This window comes from Flavivirga algicola (assembly GCF_012910715.1).
GTDB lineage: Bacteria > Bacteroidota > Bacteroidia > Flavobacteriales > Flavobacteriaceae > Flavivirga > Flavivirga algicola.
In genome coordinates, this window is sequence record NZ_JABBHF010000001.1 from 121542 (window position 1) to 141701 (window position 20160).

At 34.0% G+C, this 20160-nt stretch carries 12 protein-coding genes; all 12 read right to left on the minus strand.

The window, feature by feature from the left end; translation table 11 throughout:
- Positions 1-9: 9 nt before the first annotated feature.
- Entirely contained in the window at positions 10-735 is a 726-nt protein-coding gene (locus HHX25_RS00440) for a hypothetical protein (protein ID WP_169668958.1), read from the minus strand.
- Position 736: 1 nt separating this feature from the next.
- Positions 737-4876: a leucine-rich repeat domain-containing protein gene (locus HHX25_RS00445; protein ID WP_169668960.1), complete on the minus strand. Its 4140-nt coding sequence runs from the start codon at positions 4874-4876 to the stop codon at positions 737-739.
- A 141-nt stretch (positions 4877-5017) separates the two neighbouring features.
- A complete protein-coding gene (locus HHX25_RS21140) occupies positions 5018-11212 on the minus strand; it encodes a thrombospondin type 3 repeat-containing protein (RefSeq protein WP_240964188.1) in 6195 nt (2064 codons plus the stop codon).
- A 23-nt stretch (positions 11213-11235) separates the two neighbouring features.
- Positions 11236-12732 carry a fibronectin type III domain-containing protein gene (locus tag HHX25_RS00455; RefSeq protein WP_240964190.1) on the minus strand — a complete coding sequence of 499 codons (1497 nt, stop codon included), beginning with the start codon at positions 12730-12732 and terminating at the stop codon, positions 11236-11238.
- Positions 12733-12745: 13 nt separating this feature from the next.
- Positions 12746-13843, minus strand: a complete 1098-nt coding sequence (locus HHX25_RS00460; RefSeq protein WP_169668961.1) for a hypothetical protein — start codon at positions 13841-13843, stop codon at positions 12746-12748.
- A gap of 3 nt (positions 13844-13846) precedes the next feature.
- Entirely contained in the window at positions 13847-14470 is a 624-nt protein-coding gene (locus HHX25_RS00465) for a hypothetical protein (RefSeq protein ID WP_169668963.1), read from the minus strand.
- A gap of 67 nt (positions 14471-14537) precedes the next feature.
- Positions 14538-15050 (minus strand): OmpH family outer membrane protein, encoded by a 513-nt coding sequence (locus tag HHX25_RS00470; RefSeq protein WP_169668965.1) that lies wholly within the window; start codon positions 15048-15050, stop codon positions 14538-14540.
- Positions 15043-15543 carry a hypothetical protein gene (locus tag HHX25_RS00475; protein WP_169668967.1) on the minus strand — a complete coding sequence of 167 codons (501 nt, stop codon included), beginning with the start codon at positions 15541-15543 and terminating at the stop codon, positions 15043-15045. The genes HHX25_RS00470 and HHX25_RS00475 overlap by 8 nt, the downstream gene beginning before the upstream one ends.
- A gap of 15 nt (positions 15544-15558) precedes the next feature.
- On the minus strand, positions 15559-16515 hold the full coding sequence (locus HHX25_RS00480; RefSeq protein WP_169668969.1) for a fibronectin type III domain-containing protein: 957 nt from the start codon (positions 16513-16515) through the stop codon (positions 15559-15561).
- The gene (locus HHX25_RS00485) at positions 16499-17026 is read right to left on the minus strand and encodes a hypothetical protein (RefSeq protein ID WP_169668971.1); all 528 of its coding nucleotides are present in this window, start codon (positions 17024-17026) and stop codon (positions 16499-16501) included. The genes HHX25_RS00480 and HHX25_RS00485 overlap by 17 nt, the downstream gene beginning before the upstream one ends.
- Before the next feature lies 1 nt (position 17027).
- On the minus strand, positions 17028-18215 hold the full coding sequence (locus tag HHX25_RS00490; RefSeq protein WP_169668973.1) for a hypothetical protein: 1188 nt from the start codon (positions 18213-18215) through the stop codon (positions 17028-17030).
- Position 18216: 1 nt separating this feature from the next.
- Positions 18217-20157 carry a type II secretion system protein GspD gene (locus HHX25_RS00495; protein ID WP_169668975.1) on the minus strand — a complete coding sequence of 647 codons (1941 nt, stop codon included), beginning with the start codon at positions 20155-20157 and terminating at the stop codon, positions 18217-18219.
- Positions 20158-20160: the final 3 nt, after the last annotated feature.

The following is a 20160-nucleotide window of genomic DNA, read 5'->3' on the forward strand; positions in this document are numbered from 1 at the left end:
TTTATGTGTTTATAAGTTTGTTGGATCTATTATGGTATAAGCAGCATACGCATTAGCTAAACGTACTTTTTTATTGGATTCCAATAACACATAATCGTTTAACTTAGGTACTCTATTCATGATCTTTTCATCGTGCTTAAAGCTAATTTCCATACGAGCCACATCATGGGTGCTTTTCCCGTTTTCGTCAACAAATGGCACCTTGGTAGACAGATATAATTCCTGTTTTATTAGTTGATGGTTAGTCCTGTTAATATAAATGACAATTTTATTATATGGAATTGGCATTTTGTTGTTCTTTAAAACCATTTCGTGGATAAGCATGTTTTCTCTTACTCGTGTGGATGTTTCTTTATAATATTTAAGAAATATCGATATGTCCAATGGCGATTTTTTCAACCCCTGATCAGATATTTTGTTATAAACCAACGTCTTATTATCCTTATTAATGGTAAGCTGTACTTTAGGAAATTGCAATATCTCTGAGCCTAATATCCTTATTCGTGAAACATTTTCATTTCTATGCATGGTACCTTTATACGACTCGGTAAGATGGTTACCCGTGTGTCCTTTATACATACTATATGTAACCTGTAGACTAAGCGTTTTAGCCATTTTGTAGTAAGCTTCTGTTTTGGCCAAGCTTTCTGCAGCTGCTGGTAGTTGGGCTTGAATACTTATGCTACACAATAATAGAAATGTTACCTGTAAATAATGTTTTACTTTTCTACACATTTTAGTTTGTTTTTTTAATAGTTCCAGATCTTGTTTCCTGTATAGTGTAAATGCCTTCTTCAGTTTCTTTCTTAACCCTGATAAGACCTCCTTCCAAATCATATTCATAATAAGTTGCAAAGTTGTTTTCGTCCAATTCGGACATGAGTCTCTGGTTTTCTGGGTGATAGACAAAAGTTTTCATGTTACCTTTAAACGGCAAGATTCTCAAATCATCAAAATATGCAATCCTATTGCTATCGTTATTTTTTAGAGAAATAATCATTTTACCAGCATTATCTGGAATAATAAAATCTGTAGCAACTTTTTGCCATTTATCTATTATTTTACTTTGTGGTAGTAGTGGTATGGGTGCCCCAATGAGCACATTATCTACATCTACAAAACTAACCTCTATAACTGCTTGGTTATAGGACGATACAGACTGATAAGCAACTTCATTGTATTTAAAGTTGGTTGATGTTTGCTTTACAATATTGGAGTTGGAAAATGTACTTTTTTGACTCACTTCGTGTGCTGGCTCTATAACTTGCTTAAAATCGGCGTAGATTTCAAACTCACCTGTTGGGGTAACAACCTCCACTTTAGTAAATTTTAAAAATTCATCGGAAGTATTACCTATATTATCCAATAAAGGGTAGCGGTTTAAATCGCCTGTCTCTTTAACACCATTTCTCACAATATTTGGTGTTTTATAAATAATCTGTCTATCTTTTGCAGCATTCAAATAAAAAGAAAAACCAATGGCCCTGCCATAAGCATCATCAATGGTTTCAAAATCGTAAACAATCAATTTTTTTTCGGTAGCAGCCAAACCATCAATGAAAGCCATTAATGGTGATAAATCGCGAGGTGCCTCACCACTGGAAAATACTGGTTCGTATTCAGCAGGAATATCATGTAACTGTTCATCCTCACTCAACAATCTATTTTTCAAGTGATTAAGAAGGTCTATAAACAATTCACTCTCTGGACTTCCATTAAAAGAGATTTCACTTATGGTTTCTGTCATTACATCTCGTTCATTTAGCCAGGCATCTATAACATAATGCTTTTTTAAATCTGGTCTAAATAATTCGCAGCCCAAAAGTGGGTCTACAGGTTCGTCTACTAAAATTACAGTAACTTCTACACGATTGCCTTCAGGACATTGCCCGTCTGTTTCTGTTTGTTCAGCATAATACTGTCCATTTTCCAATGGGGTGGCACCTCCATATTGATTACCTCCTGTTGGCTGGCTATACCACACAACATCATAACCACTGGCTAGCAAGTCTTCAACTTTTGGAGATGCATTGAGGTTAAAAGTCTGTGTGGTTTCATTTATTACGAGCGTATTTAAGGGTAATATATTTACAAGTACCGCCAATCGTTTCGGGCTTTCTTCCCCGTTATTGGTATCCAGTTGTGCTACATAATATGTATTCCCGTCTAAAATTAGGGTAGAGTCACTTAAAGATGTGCCACCTTCTGAACTATTATACCATACTGCCGACAGCCCATCTTCTAATTCTATAACAATATCGCTTAATTCAGAACCTTCACATAAAAACTGTATGGGGTCGCCCTTAGGAGGTATAACGCCTATAGTAATGGCAACGGGTAAACGGCAACTATTTCCGTCTTCTGTATCAGTATATGACGAAGCGTAATATGTTTGTCCGTCAACCAATACCGTATTTGTACTTAATGCTGTATTACTAGTACTTGAATCATACCAAAATACAGGCTCTCCATTGTTAACAACATCAATATCTGAAATTGTAGGCGCTGGCCCATAAATACTAAATGCCTGCTCGGTATCTCCTTCTGGTCCCAAATAAATGATTACAGTTGCTTCTGTACGGGTGCTTATTGCATCGGTGGTATCGTCCCACCAATAAGAGACCCCTCCTGGATTTTCTGCTTCTTCCCTAATTTCATCTGTATCGTTAAACGCAATGCCTCCTGTTTCTGCTGCATACCATAAAACATTACTTCCCGAAGGTGTCAAATCTGTTATTAAGGGGTAATTTTCCCATGTACTAAGACAGAATATATTATTATTTACAGGTGGTGGATTAACCGTTAAAGTAATGGTATGACGCTCTAAAGTAAGTCCCGTAACAATACTGTTTGTGGCTAACATATGATAAACTCCTGCATCTGTTAAGGCTACCGGATTTATTGTATAATCTTTACTGGTAGCACCTGGAATAGCCACTCCATCTTTATACCATTGATAGCTATTATTGGTACTAACCAAACTTGTTGTAAATGTATAACTTGTCCCTTCCGTTACTATTGGGGTTTCTACTTGATCTACTTTGGCTTGGGGAGCGTATATGAAGCTATCAATATTAGACACATACGTTGTAAATTCGTTTTCAAAATCTCTGAAAATAAAATTGTTTAACTGAAAGCGAAATTGATTCATAGAATTTATCAAACTAAGGCCTGATGGAATTGCCCCTGACAATTGATTACTATATATACGCAACCTTGTAAGATTAGGTAGAGTTTCGAATGTGTTGGGAATACTACCGGTAAGCTGATTGTTATATAAATATAATTGCTCTAAATTGTTTAATGTTCCTAATTCTGAAGGAATACCACCAGTTAAATTATTATTAGCCAATTCAAGAATTATTAATGAAGTTAAATTACTTAAACTAGAAGGAATGCTTCCCGTGAATTGATTTGAAGTTAGACGTAATCTGCTTAAATTAGTCAAATTTCCTAGTTCAGAAGGAATGTTTCCTGTTAATTGATTAACATATAAATATAGATGTACAAGACTTGTTAAGTTTCCCAATTCATTAGGAATGATTCCAGATAATTGATTATCGAATAAGTATAAATGTGTAAGATTTAATAATCCTCCTATTTCACTTGGAATGGATCCAAACAATTGATTATTAGACAAATTCAATTCAATTAGATTAGTTAAATCTTCTAATTGCGATGGAATAGTGCCTGATAACTGGTTATTATTAAGTATTAACCTTGTAACACTTCCATTAGCTACTGTTACTCCATACCAATCACAAACGGGTACCGATGTTCCCCAGTTAGTATTATTGGTCCAATTAGCCCCATCTGTAGCATTATACAAAGCCATTAAAGCATCGCGTTCTGTTTGAGACACCCCACAAGTGTTTGTTGTTGTAGCAAGCGTAATGGTATTGCGCTCTAAAGTAAGTCCTGTAACAATACTATTAGTAGCTATTACATGATACACACCTGCATCTGTTGATGCTACAGAATTTATTGTATAATCTTTATTCGTAGCTCCAGGAATTGCCACGCCGTCCTTATACCATTGGTAGCTATTATTGGGACTGCTCAAGCTTGTTGTTAATGTATAACTGGTACCCTCTTCAACTATCGGAGTTTCAACCTGGTCTATTTTGGCTTGGGGGCTGTAAGCATATATTGTCAAGTTAGTATTAAAGGCTGGGTGTTCACTCTCAAAATCTTTAAAGACAAATTTATTGTTATTGAATCTAAATCCAGCAAGATTGCTTAATGTACTTAATGAAGGGAAATCCCCTGACAATTCATTATCGTTAAGGTATAAATAAAATAATCCACTATTAACAAAACTATCAGGAATGCTTCCCGTAAGCTGATTGGCGTGCAGTGACAACTCCACTAATTCGGGTAATGTCCCTAACTCTGAAGGGATAGCTCCTGCTAGTAGATTATCGCTGATATATAATACCTCTAGGTTAATAAGATTTTCAATACTTGTAGGTATACTTACAAGTTGATTCTCACTTAAACTCAACCATTCTAAATTTATAAGATTTCCTATACTTGAAGGTATATCACCTATTAGGTTATTTGTATATAATTCACATTTATTCAATAAAGGGAAGTTTCCTAACTCTGTAGGAATAGATCCAGATAAATTATTTGAAGGAAGTATTATTTGTACAACATTTCCATTCTCAACCGTCACCCCATACCAATCACTTACACATGCAGACGTATTCCAATTTGTGTTATTTGTCCAATTGGCTCCACCTGTTGCGTTATATAATGCTATTAAAGCATCACGCTCTGCTGTGGGCACATCTGTTGTACATTGACTATATCCACGACTGCTTATAGATAATATCGATACTAATAAAAGTATATTACAAAATGTTCTTTTCATGGTATATAATAAAATTTTATTATTAACTAAATTGTAAATTATGTCGAAAGAGAATTTGCTAAACACTTTAAAAATGCTATTGTTATAAATAGGCTTTGCTATATTATTGTTAGACTTCAATTTCATACTGAAGCTTTTAGTTTAATTAATTCCAGAATCAAATAACTTATTATCCTGATATGGTTCTCCATGACATCCTTTGTTTTTATAAACTGTAAGCGTTAAAAATTCTTTAGACACATAGTTATGGAAACTATCTTGCAATTCTATCGCTGTTTTCAAATAGCTTTTGTCCTTTCGCTGTCCGTATAATTCAAACTCACCAAAATATTTACCAGTAGCATCAAAATTTATTTCAACCACTTTACCATTGGGTTTATCTGCATTATCACCAATTTCGTCACCATTTAAGAATATAACATAGCCCCCACGTGGTTCCTCATAAACATGAAACTTAATATATCCCTTTCCGTTTGGGGTGCCATTAACCGTAAAAGACATTTGTTTGCTACAACCATGATCTAACCTTTCTGTTTTAATGACATTAGAGACTTCTGGAACGGCCTCATCATCACATACATCTCCTATTAAATCCCCATCATAGTCTTTTTGGTTTTTGTTCCATGTATATGGGCAATTGTCTTCTTTATTAGGTATACCATCTCCATCTACATCGGCATCCTCCGCTTCAATTCCCAAAAGCTCTACTTCTTTAGTGGCCATATCTCCATTAGGCACCAATAAACTACTATGCCCCGTATGAGCTTGGTCTGTAGAGATCTGGATACCTCCATCTCCATCATCGTCTACATTATCTTTAAAATTAAAATGACCGTCTCTTGTGTTTAAAAAGCTATAATCCTCAAAATTATCAGCCCCCATATAACGGTACTTACTATTAGAAGTCACAGCTGTTGGTAATGTGAAATTGTAACCATATTGCGCAGATGAATATCTATCAAGAGCATCTTTGTTTTCTATTTCTGCACCATAAGGACTGTATTGGGTAACTTCGCTGGCAAACGTCCAATAGTTTATTTCATCAGGGGTTTGCTCATCAATTACCTCAGAATTTACTGCCCACTGGGTGCCATCGGTTTCTAAAGCATAAAAAGGTATAAACTCTTTAAAATAGCCTTCTTTTCTTGTATGTTTCCTAACGGTACTAGCCCCTTCTTTAACGTCGGTTCGCTCTGTTAAATAGGCATATGATTTTTCGGCACGCCATTCCCCACTTGCATTGTATAGATAGGGATTGAATTTGTACTCCTCTATGGCTAAATTTGCCAAAACATCTTCATTTACATTCGCATTTGGAATAAATGGTAAATTGTTTTCACATTGGCAATTCCAAAAATCGTCGTAACCCACTGCACTGGCATTTACAATACGCAAGTTATCTGATGCTGAGGAAGAAGCTAACTGTGAGAATGTTGCTGTATTTATATTAAGATAATTATTGTCAACATCTTTTTTTATAGGGTTACTCATCATTGTAATAGCTCCCATATTTCCCATTTGCTGATTACGGTAACCTGAGCGCACTATTTTAAAGTCTATATCTTCTTGTATAGCATACCCCTCACTTTTATTTGCTACACTACCATCTTTATCCATTAAAAGTATCCCCGTATGTTCGTTATTAAAACCTACGACCCATAACCGCTCTGTTGTATTCCCGTATGACACTATAAGTTCATCTCCCAACGTCAGATATTTATCGGCATTTGGTAACATAAAGTAATCACCAGAAGGCGTTAAAGTACCTTTAACACCTAAATTTTTAGAGGCTTGTCCCATATTATTGTAAGCCCAGTATGCAGGGAAATTAAAGTTGTAATAGGTATCATCAAACTCATTAATGGTTTTGGTTAAAATAACCTGCCCTGTCTCGGCATCCCAAGCTTCATTGACCGTAGATACTTTAGCCCCTAAATCCGTAGCTATTTTTTCTTTTAAAACGGATGTGGTATGCACTGTCTTTGTAGTAATGACACTATGGGCTATATTTTCTTGTTCTGTTAAAACTGGAAAAGCTGTCCAAATAATCAAAACAAATAATGTAAATGGAATGGCTACTACATTTGCGTTAACTCCTTTTGTTTCAGATTTAGAGTAAGCTTCCCTAAAATCGGTAATTACATCATAATCTACACCTATCTCTCGATCCTTAATTTCACCATTTTTACTTATAGTTGGCAACACATTATTAAGAATGCCTGCATTGGCCAACTGATTATTAGTATTATCCTTTACTTTGGTACTATATTTATAGGTTACGGAAGAAATAGGTGTACTTACACCTTCTTGAAAAACGTTTTGGCTTTTCATTTTTCCATCCATATCGTTAGTATGTACAACATAGCCTTGCGAAAGTGTAAACTCGTTTTTCACTTTTACAGGAAGACCAAAAAGTCCCCCTATAAGTTGTTCTAACACATTGTTTTGATTACTGCTATAATGACTATCTATATCTGTATAATCTACTTTGGTTGGAAAGTCTTTAGAGGTGTAAAATTCCGTGATTACCTCACCTGTAGCATGTCTCGTTATATTGGGGCGCTTTAAATTTTTTACGGAAACACGACTATATGTTACTTTAGAGTATGGAAAAAAGGCTTTTCCAAAAGGTTTCTCTACATAACTCACCTCACGAGGGGCTATTAATCGCTCTCCTTTATCATAGAAGGGCTCAACAAAGGGGTTTTCTGCACTATCATTAGGCTCAAAGGTTGCAACGCCACTAGAACTATTATCTTCTAAAGTATACTTATAGGTTTGTCCATAGGTTTGTAAAGCTCCACCTGCAGTCATATCGTCCCAATGGTCATTCATAACCAACTGCTTTATACGCGAACCACCCCCTAATTTATATAGCTTTGGAGTTGATAAACGAATCCATGATTTTTCTGGAATAAAGTTTTGTGCGCAACGTTTGTTTCTTAACTTTTTGTTAGGCCCCATAAATATTTCACCTATCGCCCCTATACTGGATACTAATTTTTTTGCAATGGTGACAACATTCTCAGATCTATGATCTTGATTTAAACCATATACAATGCCATTTAAATAACGCCTACCAAAATACCATCCTGCTTTGGATATGGGGTTTACTTGATCTGCCCCGTCTGTTCCACCTTCCATACTGGTGGTCTTCATTGGAATAGCCGCATAAAAATCACCCGTACCTACCTCGAAAACATTAACATCTCCATCCAATCCAAAATAGCCTGTGACATAATCGTAATCACTACTATTTGAATTAAGCGCTCCTCTTTTGGTCATGTTAACCAGAAAACGAAAGTAAATTGGTTTATCATCCTGATTTTTTAAATACTTTTCTTTAAATGCCCCAGAAGAAATTGCTGTGGTCTCATCCTCTAATTTTACATACAAATAAGTAGATGGCACAACACCTAGATACAATGACTGGTTACTTTCTGGGTCTGTAGGACTATCACTAATACCAGCACCTACTACCTTAAACATTTCCATAGTTGGTCTGTCCTGAACATATTGATAGTCATCACTTTCATAGTTTAAATCTATAGAACCTCCAGACGGTAAACTAATAGAAGTTAATGACCATGAAGCAGCATATTGATCTTGTAACGTTTTATTGTATTGATCTACAAAAGGAAACTCCGAAGTGGTTATTGGATCTTGGGTGCTACAACTACTAAGATCATTTGGTTTATAATTTCCCCAAATGTCAAAAGCCTTTAAACTATAATCTGGATTATTATCAATTGTCAAATTTCCATCTAAATCTTTTTCATAACTAAAAGTATAGGGCGTATGCTTTCCCATCTTAGAGTTTCTATATGTAAAATATACCTTTTTAAGGGTTAGTTTTCCATCTTGATTAGTTAAGTCATCAGGATCATAATCCAAATGGTTAGGAAGATTTTTACACAGGGAGTAATCGTATTCAAAATATGCTATTTTAATAGGTGACAGCTCATCTTTTCCAGGGTCGTTTGCTGGGTCTTCATCTTCAATTTCTTCCTTATAAATGTTATACTCTGGCTTGGAATACAAATGTATTTCATCTATTTTTTGTAAGCGCCCAGTTCCAGTACCGCCATTATCATCATTAACACCAATAGCATCTTCTCTATCTGATAATTTAAAAACAGCCACATGTGTTTTGGTTTCAATTTTGTCTATATATTTCACTTCTTTTTTACCATAGAGGTAACTTCCTTTTTGATCAGCCCGATTACTCCTTAGTCCCTCATTATAAGAGGCTTCATCTTTTCCAAAAGGAATACGCCATTGAAAATCTTCATTCTGTTTTTTATATGAAAAAAGGGTATAGGCTCCTAAATCATCATCGGTAGGACCATTACCTGTAAGGTCTTCATAGTCTGACGATAATACTGAAGACAATAAATAGGTATGTGCATACGCTGGTGTGATTACCTTATCGTAAAAATGATCGATTCCTGCTTTATTGTTTCTCGAATTATCTCCCGCGTTATATCTTATTATACCAGTTCCACAATCGAAATCATTAGAATTAGTAGCAAACGTAACCTCTTGTTTTTCTGTATTATAAGCAGTCTCTCCAAACACATAAGTTGCACCATCAGGCTTTAGTATACGTATTTCTGCCGTATGATGCTCGGCCGCATGTTTATTAATACGTTCTAGTGCATAATCTTCTGTATAAAAGTCACGTAGTTCACTTACAGTTATTTTTTGGATGGACTGATTACGAACATCTCTTGCTGTCCTTTTAAACTTTCCTCCTGAAGTTGTACTAAACGCTTGTGTTGAATGACTGGGAATATTGTTTGTACCATATTCTTTAACTTTAAAATTAGTCGTTGCATATTTATTGAAACCTGTCCCTCCAATACCAATAGCCATAGGTTTGTCTCTCTTTAACCGATCTGTATAAAAGCTTCTTTCATTATCGATTTTATGTTCACCCACATATTTAAAATATACAGGTTCATAATCTAAATTAGATGATGATTTATTCTCATTCTCATTTTTAAATGTGTTGGAGGCTCTAGTTTGCCAAACACCTGTATAACTTTTTGAAGGTGCAACTACAAAATTTGCTCCTACATGCCAAGAGGGTCCTCCTTCGAATTCACCACCTAAGCTAAATCCAGAGCTTTCATCTTCCACATATTCATCATAAATTTGACCAATTTGACTACGATGTGCCCTAAACATACCATTGATACCTTGTCCATTAACACTATACAAATCATATGTATAATTTGTATACGGCAATGCCAACATATTTTTACTAATAACTCTGTCGTTCTCCCTATTATAGTCTAAGACATCATTTTTTGTTGCTTGCCCTGTAAACTCATACCCATAAGCTTTTTCAGTTTTTGTTTTGTCTTTTATTTTTTGAACAGAAGCTGTCGCAGATATTTCTGCTTCGCCATCTACTCCCCATAAATCTACGCCTGTTGAAAATGAAAACGTACTATTAAAGTCCTGAAAAGCATTTCGTTTTCTTGGTGTTACCGTAATATTAGAAAATGATAAACTTCCAGATGAAACCCCAAAAGATTTGGACGTGTTATCTATTGCCTCATTTTTAGTACTCAACTTAGAACTAAAAGATGTTGTTGCATTTAAACCAAAAGAAGTTAATCCCTTATTGGAATTATATGACAATCCTGCATTTAACCTTCCGCCAATAGACATATCATCTATATATGGAAGATTAATTTTAGCACCTAAAGATGGAGAAATTGTAGCGCCTTCGGTCGCCGATGTTTGTACATTCATACCAACTGATACATAGTCTCCTAAATCAAATGACAACCCATAGGACGGTTTAAAACTCACCCCATGATAATTGTTGTATTGTATCCCCAAACCTACTGAAGCACCAAAGCCTCCTTTGACATAGTCTTCTGTTTCCAAGCCAAAAACTTGGCTTGAATATTGTGCGCTAATCCCAACAGTCACATTAGGCTTTAAATTTTTCTCATAAATCATTTCATCTCCCTTAAAATCATCAGGAATACCACGAACCTGTCTGTTTATCTGTCCTACATTAAGGTTCCAGCCTAAACCTACCCAAGAAGCTTCCTGATCCATTGTGATACCAGAATCGTAGGATAAATTTAACGGATACCCTCCCACATCCATAATAGGAATATTATAGTTAAAATCACCAGTAGATAAATTCACCATATCCGATGTCCCAATAGGTGTAAACGAATTAAACTCTGGCTGTGATGGACCACTGGTTAAAGCAAATAAATTGGATGGTTGTACCGTTGTAATAAGTAACTGTATAGCCAAATAACTAGCTATGACTTTTGAAAACTTATTGGTTTTAATGGAATGAATCATAATGGCTTATTATAATTTTATAATTACTGCTTTGTTAATTTCTCTAATTCTGCTAACCTCTTTTCCTGCATTTCATTTTTATGGTCTTGCTCTTTCAATGTTTTTTGTTGCTGAATAATATATAAGGTCAATTCTTCAATTTTTTGAAGGAGCTTGGCATTCATATCTCCTAGCAGGATGCCATGTTCTTCCACATTTTTAGCTGAAGGGATATCTTTTAAATGTCCCTTTTCTTTAATATGTTTCTCTACTTCTTTTAGCGTAGGCAGCTTGTAATCTTTTTCAAAAACAAAATCACTCCAGCCATCTAAATCTACACGTACTTCTTTGGTATGGATAGTACCATTTACTGCTAGTTTTTCATCTGGTGTTGTGGTGCCGATCCCTACGTTACCTGTATTATAATACACATTTTGGTTGTTCAAAGTCCAGTTGCCAGAGGTACCACTACTTCCTGATGTATTATTGGTCGTTACACCCAAAACATTGCTGTATGCACTCTCATTCCCTGCCTCATCTAAAGCGCTTACATTAAAATTATAAGCCGTAAATGCTGTAAGGCCTGTTACCTGATAGGTTAGAACATTGTTCAAGGTGGCCTCCAAAACATCATCCTTATAGACCTTATAACCTGTTACCGCCACATTATCGGTCGAGGCCGTCCAGCTTAAATCTACTGTAGTTTCTGTTTTGTCTTCATTAGGTAATAAGGTTGGTGTTGTGGGAAGTTCGGTATCCCCTCCTGATGCTGAATCAAACGTAGTGGCCATGTCTGGTAATTTATCAGACATATCACTTCCTATTATTACATATGCTACTTCTCCATCAAACTTAGTAAAAGCATTATTCGCAGCCCCATTTCCCAGTACTTTTAGCTCTTCATTCGTAATACTACCAGAATTATGTGTTAGCGTAGTTAAGGTGGCATCAACGGAAGCTATAAATGAAGTAGCATTATTTCTCGACAAACCCAATAAACCCGTTCCTGGATATGTAAATATGGGAGCTAAGCTACTATCAGAATTTATGGATGGTCTCTGAAATAATGTATTTAAACTAACGTTTGCCCCTCCAAATACGTTATGCTTGGTGGTATAGGCTTGCGTTACTTTTACATAAACACCTGCATCGTTCTGAAGATAATTGAGCCCCGACGACGTAGGGTTAAAACCAGTCTTAATTAAATTTAAACCATCTCCTTTTACCCCCGTGGACGTCCATGTTAACGTCCCTCCAAAATCTTCTTCTGTGGCTTTCGTTCCCGTTGGGTTCTTCCAGTTTATTAGCTTAAAATTTTTGTCCCCACTTCCTTTAAAGTATAAAATGAGATCTGAGGTTGCCCATATACCATTAGCTTTGGCACTAACAACAATTTGGTTTTGTATACTCTGGTCGGCAGCACTTGGTAAAGTATACCCCTGAGTGGTCGCTTCATCTAAAATTGCCTGATAATCAGAATCAAATTGAGCAAAAGTGGCACTGTAAACAAGTAGAAGGGTTATTTTTATGATTGTTTTCATTGGTTATTGCTTTTTATCCTTTATTTTTCAAATTCTTTTTTAATTGCTCTATCTCTTTTTGCTGTTGCAGGATATACAATGTCAATTCCTCAATCTTTTGAAGGAGTTTGGCATTCATATCTCCTAATAAAATACCGTTCTCTTCCACTTCTTTTACTGAAGGGATATCTTTTAAATGCCCCTTTTCTTTTATATGTTTCTCTACTTCTTTTAACGTAGGCAGCTTGTAATCTTTTTCAAAAACAAAATCGCTCCAGCCAATTAAATCTACGCGTACTTCCTTGGTATGGATATTGCCGTTTACCGCCAGTTTTTCATCTGGTGTAGCTGTGCCAATCCCTACATTACCTGCATTGTAGTATACATCCTGATTGCTCAAAGTCCAGTTTCCTGTACTTGTAGTTGGGTTTTGGTTATTATTTGACTGCGAATCTACTATATCTTGTATACTTGGTTCTTGACCATTAACTTCATATATAGTAGGTGCATATAGATACTGCCTTTCCGATATATTTCCTGAGGAATGAAAATAAGGCTTATGCAAAATTCGAGTAGCAGTGTTAGAGAATTTATAATCTTTAACATTAATTCCTTGCTTTGTCCCACTGGTATTATATATGCCTCCTAAACTAGTAAGGGAATTGTAATCACTACCGTGAATATAGCTTACTATGAGATACCATTGATCTAATTGAGGTGGGTCACCATAAAAAGGATACGGATTTCCATTTACGGTACCATCTAAGTTTAAAGCGGTATTATTATCTAAATCGTCTTTACATAAAAATGATTGCCACGTACTACCATCGTTGGATCCTGTTTTTTTAAACCATAATGTTAAACGATAAGTTTTTGTATGGTCTATATTTATATATTCAGTAGTCCATCCAATATTGAAAGAAGAGGCACTGGGAACAGCTTTCCACAGAAGAACAGAAGTACCATGCGGACCTATTCCCATTTCCCTTACATTTTCTTCATCAGCCCCATTGTGTAGAAAACCAGGAGCTGAACCCGTTCCAGCTGTCCACGTAGAAGTATCTAAAAGATTGGTTTGTGCTAATGATGAACTGCAAACAAATAAGATGATTATTTTTATAATTGTCTTCATAACCTATAACTTTAGAGGGGTTTCGTTAAAATTGAATTTTATAATCCCGTTACCAAACAAATGATCCTGGTATATTAGCTTTATATGATCGTTAGGGTTTATATTATTAAAGTAGAGTAACATCCGTTTAAAAGGTGCCACTTTGAAGTTTCGCTCAAAATTCACTCCCGAGCATGAAATTGTATCATTAGAGGATGTAACAATAGAAAAATCCTTTTCAATAGTAAATGCCATGTATTTTACAGCATCTTTATACGTTTTATTTGTATAATCTTTTAGCAGTAAATCTGCTTCATTGACATGTTGGAATTCTATTTCTACAATACGTTCTTTAATGTTTGTTTGATACAGCGAATCTACTACAGCTTCATTATTCTGATTATTCTTCAACAGGTAATACTGTATGGGTACTTCTGTAGCCGTATAATTTATATTGTTGACAAATTGTGTAACACGCTTAGATTTCCAACCTTGTTGCTGTAAACTATAGATTTTGTACGCTGGTTGATTTTTTGCTTTTCCAGAATTATTGCAGGAAATCATCGCTCCCAACACCCCTATAAAAAGACTGTAATATGAAAATTTTCTAAAAGACCCCATGTAAAAAATACTCGTTAAAACTTTCATTAAAATTATAGAAAGTGCTAACGCGCCTTGTAGGGATTCTCCGTTATATAGTTAAGGGAAAACCTTTTTAATTCCCCTCATATTCTTTATTTGCATATTCAAGAATTTGATTGGTAATATTGATGGCTTCTTTGGCATACATAACATTGCCATTACCACTTGTTCCCAATATGATTTTATAATTATGGGTTTGTGCATATCCTTTTATATAAGTATTGAGTCTCTGCCATACATTCTGACTTAAATTATGAGTATAATTATCTTGAAGTTCTTGTAATGCTTTACTTTTATAAGCAATTTGCTGCTGCAAATTTTTAGTCATAGTATGCTCTTTTTCTTGACTGGATAGCGATTTTAATTTTGAATATAAACTATCTAGTTCTTTGGTCTGTTTGTTAATCTTTGTTTCTTCAATAGCCTTAATATCCTTGGTCATATTAAAACCGTTGAACAATTTGATGTTATCTATGTAGACAATATCTTTTTGATCATTGATCTGTAAATAATTAATTATAGCGACTGTAATAATAATTGCTATTAAAATAGAATTTGTTAGAGTAAGACGATTAATATTAGTCATGGATTTTTGTTATTGTTTTTTTTATATTATTAAATGATACCCATAAGGAATCGTTGTATGCTTTTATTAAAGTTAGACCATCTACTGTCTCTTTTTCTCGCTTTCTATAAAGTTTTTTGTTTATTTTTAATAAGACAAGTCGGGTTGATTTTTTATCTCCTTTAACAAAACCATGATAGCTAATGTCTGGCCAGGTCACATTTGTTTTTTTAACATGCTTTTTAGGTATTTTCTTTACTATTGTCTTAGCTTTTTTAACTACTGTTGCCTTTTTTTTAAGGTTTTTAGAAGCTTTAAAAGGTGTTTTATTTATTATTTCGAGTAAAAAAGTGTCTTTTGTTATGTTGTATTTAGGTTGGTAATTCGTACTAGACACCTTATTTTCCACACCTACCTCTACAGTATTAGACTTTCCAAAATATTTATATATTACCGCCCCCCAAATAACAATAAGAAAGGCTATCAGAACACTATTTACATACTTTTTATTCAAATGACATTTTTTTTATTATTCAACAACTATGGATCTTACTATACTATAATCACTTTCGTTTGTTGCAGCGTCTATAGCTTTTATTCGCCAGTAATATGTATTTGGGGAGACAAACTCATACACAGCAGAATTATTTGTAGTACTAGCTGAATGGATCAAGGTATTAAAATTAACATCTGTGGAAATTTCCAGAGTATTGGTTATTAACGATTGAACGGTTCCTGAATCTGCTCCGTTCGCCCAATTAAAGGTCACTGACGATGGAGCCACCTTTGCTTCATTTAATGGTGCAGATAATGTTGGCTGGTTAGGTATCACGGTATCTATAAAAAGAGAACGTTCTGAAAAAGAGGTTTCTGATATTGCGTTTTTTGCTTTTAGTTTCCAAATATATTCGGCATCTTCATCAAGTTTCATAGGATCAATATTTAAGCTGGTATTGGTTATATCTGGTTGTTCGAAAACAGTTTGTTCTCCTCCCACTTTTTTTGCTAATACAAATGTGTATGTATCTGTATTACTTAAACTTTGCCAAGTGAAAATGATACTTTTATTATTGGTGTATAAATTTTCTGAAGGTGTTTGAAGAACCACATTTTGATTTGATAGATTATCTGAAGCACGCATCTCAAAGTTTACAGGAAAAATATAACTTGTTTCATATGCAAAATTTTCTGCTTTAATACGCCATTGATAATATCCAGGGTCTAAATTATAAGTAAAGTTTGTTAAAGTCACCAAAGAGTCCACTTCATACCTTTGGTCATCCCTAACAATTTGAACTCTATATGCATCGGCGCCTTTAACGGCTTGCCATAAAAATTGAGCCGTATTCCCTTCCACTATGGTACCCTCGGTTGGAGATATTATCTGTATAGTAACATCGGTAATATCTTCTTCTAGAATATCATCACAAGCAAACGATACAAAAAACAAGATTAGTATTAAAGTTATATTATTTAGCTTTTTCATAATTCTGCAATATTATTTTTAAAAAAAGGGTTTCTTTATTTGTTCTATAATTCTTTTTTGAATAAAATTCTGAGCTTACTACACGGGAATCCTTAAATTTTTTTTCTGTTTCGTAGAGTAGTTTAACGAGTGACTCATAAGCACCTTCAAGCTCTATTTGATTAGAGTAAATTAAAAACTCTTTGCCTGAAAATATGTGAACATCTTCAATAGATACTATATTAATTGTTGGATCTGTTTTAGATATGAAATCAAGAATTTTTTGTTGAACATGCACGGGATTTAACGAGCGCCCTCCAATTAATTTATCTAAAGTTTTAATGTCGTTTTTTAAAGCATACAAGTTGTTAAATGAATTATTGGTGTTCGCCAGTTTTTGCCTCACATGATTAAGTTCCTTTTTAGCAGCTAAAGTATGTTTAAAGGTCTTTTTATATGATGCCAAAAAAAGCAATACGAAACCAATAAGAACCAGAAAAAATTTTCGTTTATATGTTAAGTTTTTAAACACTTTATAGTTCTATTTTTAAAATAAATTTGTTCATTATTTTACTTTCTTGTGTGTAGGCCACTATATCTAATTTCTCAATCCATTTTAGTTGCTTAATTTTTTTAATCCAGCGATTAAAAGCCTCATCATCAGTAACTTTACCTGTTATATGAATCACATTAAAATTAAAAGCGATCTTCTTACCATGTTCTATTTTTTTTAGTGTCGGAATTACTTGAATTTTTTTTAATGTAATTTCAGGAAGTGTAGAGTTTCCTATGTCTGCCACATATTTTGTGATAAAACTTTTGTTACTAATATTAGTTGTTTGAAGTATTTTTTCTTTTAATGTCTTTTCTTCTTGCAGTGCATCAATCTCTGCAGCTGTTTGTTGAGACAAAGCGTAAACCGATTCTTTTTCAACTAAAGCACTTACATAGGAACTGTGTAACAAGTGACTTGAAAAAAGTGCTATTAAAAGAAAGGAGATTGAAAAAACACATGCTATTTTAAACCATTTTTTAAACTTAAATTCGCTTGCATTATTATTTAAAAAAGCAGTATCAAATTCAATAACATTATTAGGTAGTTTATAACTTAAAAAAGCGCCAATCAATGGTATTTCATAGGAATTAAACGTATCGCCGTTAATGATGTATTGATTTTTATAATGGTTTTCTTTTTTAAAAGACTGAATTAAATTTTCACTTATTTCGATAGTATAATTAGATGATGAAATATTTGAGTGATTTTTTATAACAGGGAGTAGATTGGCCATTACAAAAGGCCCAAAAGATAGATGGACCACAAAAACATGCAATGCTTCTATTTCTTTTATGAGTACATTAATAAGTTCTTTTCTTGCTACCGATACAAATACCGTTTCCTCTTGTTTATACTCATAAAAGTAGAAATCGTCAAGATTGGATTTAAATATTAAGTTTTTTCGATACCCAGCTTTGTTTTCAACACTTTTATTTATGATGCTGTCTCCTTCAATATGTAGAATAACCGGATAGTTCTTATTTAAATGCCCTTTGAAATCCTCATCAATGCCCCTAGATGTATAGCGATCTTCAATTTTTAATTCATTGTCTTTAAATAGCAATGTGATTAAATAATACTCCGATACGTCACCAGTATTTGATATACTTAGTACATAGTATCTCTTATTATCATTAAATATGTTTGTTAGCTTTTCTGGTAGCATTTTAATAGGTAACAGTAGGTTTTATAAAAATATGGAGCTTCGATTTTTCTTTTCTTTTTTTTCTTCCACTAAATAGCCATTTAATAACTGGAACTCTAGAAAGCAAAGGCGTACCTGTTCCCGAATTCTCATTTTCCAACTCATCTAAACCTCCCAAAAGAATCATCTCATTATTTTTTACACTAATCATCGATTCAAATTTTTGAGTCGATTTGCCTGGAGGTGCATTCTCTCCTGCCCTTCCTAAAAATGAACTTTTCTCAACTGAAATAGTTAACGTTACATTTTCATCCTTAGAAACAAAAGGTTTAATGTTTATACTCAAATTAGCTTCTGTGGATTTCCAGGTACCAGATTGAAGAATATTGTTGTTTACCCCGGAATTAATTAATCGGTTATTTTGTTCAAAATAATAATTGGTCTCCCCTATTGAAGATGTGGCTTCATGGCCATTTAATGTAACCAGTTTGGGTGTTGATGATAATTTAATAAGTGAGTTGTTTTCTAAAGCTTTTAAGTTTAAATAAAATTTTTCGGAAACCTTACCTAGATTTACAATTCCTAAACCGTTAAATGCATCAATCAATCCATTTACCGATGTCGCATTAAGGTTTACGTCACTTGTTGGAAAAAGAACACCCGATGTTGTTCTTGGTTCATCACTAAGACCTGCTTGCATGCCTGTTTGTATTTCATAGGATTTCTGGTATTGTGCAATGATAACTTCTATCTGGATGACTGGTACAACCCGATCAATTTCATAGATGTAATCTTTAAATCCCTGAATATGATTTTTTGACCCGGTAACCACAAAACCATTAAGCTCTACAAACTCCTTTATTTCTAGTGTTTCCGTTACAGCTGCGGGTAGTGTGCTTAAAACAGTCTCAATAGTCCTATTTTCTAGTTGCACCAACTCTGTCTTTCTAAGACCTTCGGTTGTATGTTCTCCTATTAAATATAGGTTACCTGATTTTTTATAAGTGTAATTTTCGCCTTTAAAAAGGTGATCCAATAAATTATCAAACGTAATACCATTGGCCACTAAGGTCGTTATAACACTTTCAGGCGTGTTATACATAAAGAAGTTGATATTCAATTTTTCAGCTGCTTCTTTAATTATAGATGAGGCATCGGCTTCAAAGGCTTTAATATCTAAAAACCCCTGAGCATTTATTTTAATTTCGAAATCGCCTGTTGCATTCTGATTCGTAGTCCGGTTATTTTTTGATTGACTAGCTCGACTTCTACTCCTGTTAGATCGTGATGTTGTTGTTTTTTTGGGAAGTTCGGGCTCAACAATATCTTTTTCAAGAAAATAGTTCTCGTTTTCATCTTTTGTTAAAATCAAACTATTCGATTTGGCCATCATTTTCAAAACTTCATCAATGGGTCTGTTTAAAATATAAGCAGATACTTTTTGATCTTTTATATTTGGAGCCAAAACAACATTTTTCTTAGAAGCATCTGTAATGGCTTGCGCAACTCGTGGTAACGAATCGTTTTTTAATCTCACCGATAAAAATTTATTTTGTTGATTATAAGAAATATCTATTTTTTTTAATGGCGCTATTTTTTTAACAACAACGGCTTCTGGCTTTTTATTAAATATTAAAATATTGTTTGCCACGTCAACTTCTAGTTGATGTTTCTTAATTAAAAACAAGAAAACATCTTTTATATTAACATCATAAAAATTACTTGTAACCAGTTGATTTAAATTTGAATCTACACTAACATTTAATTGATGCTCTTCGGCTAAAGTGTTAATAAAATCATACAATGTTAAACCGCTTAAGTCGATTCTAACATTATCTTGCAAGCCTTTTTTTGTCTTTGACAGTTCGTCTAATTTTTCAGTAAATGTTTTAATATGTGTTTGTGAAAAACCTATATTAAAAACAATACAAGATATAAAGACTATAATAGTTCTGTATGGCATAAT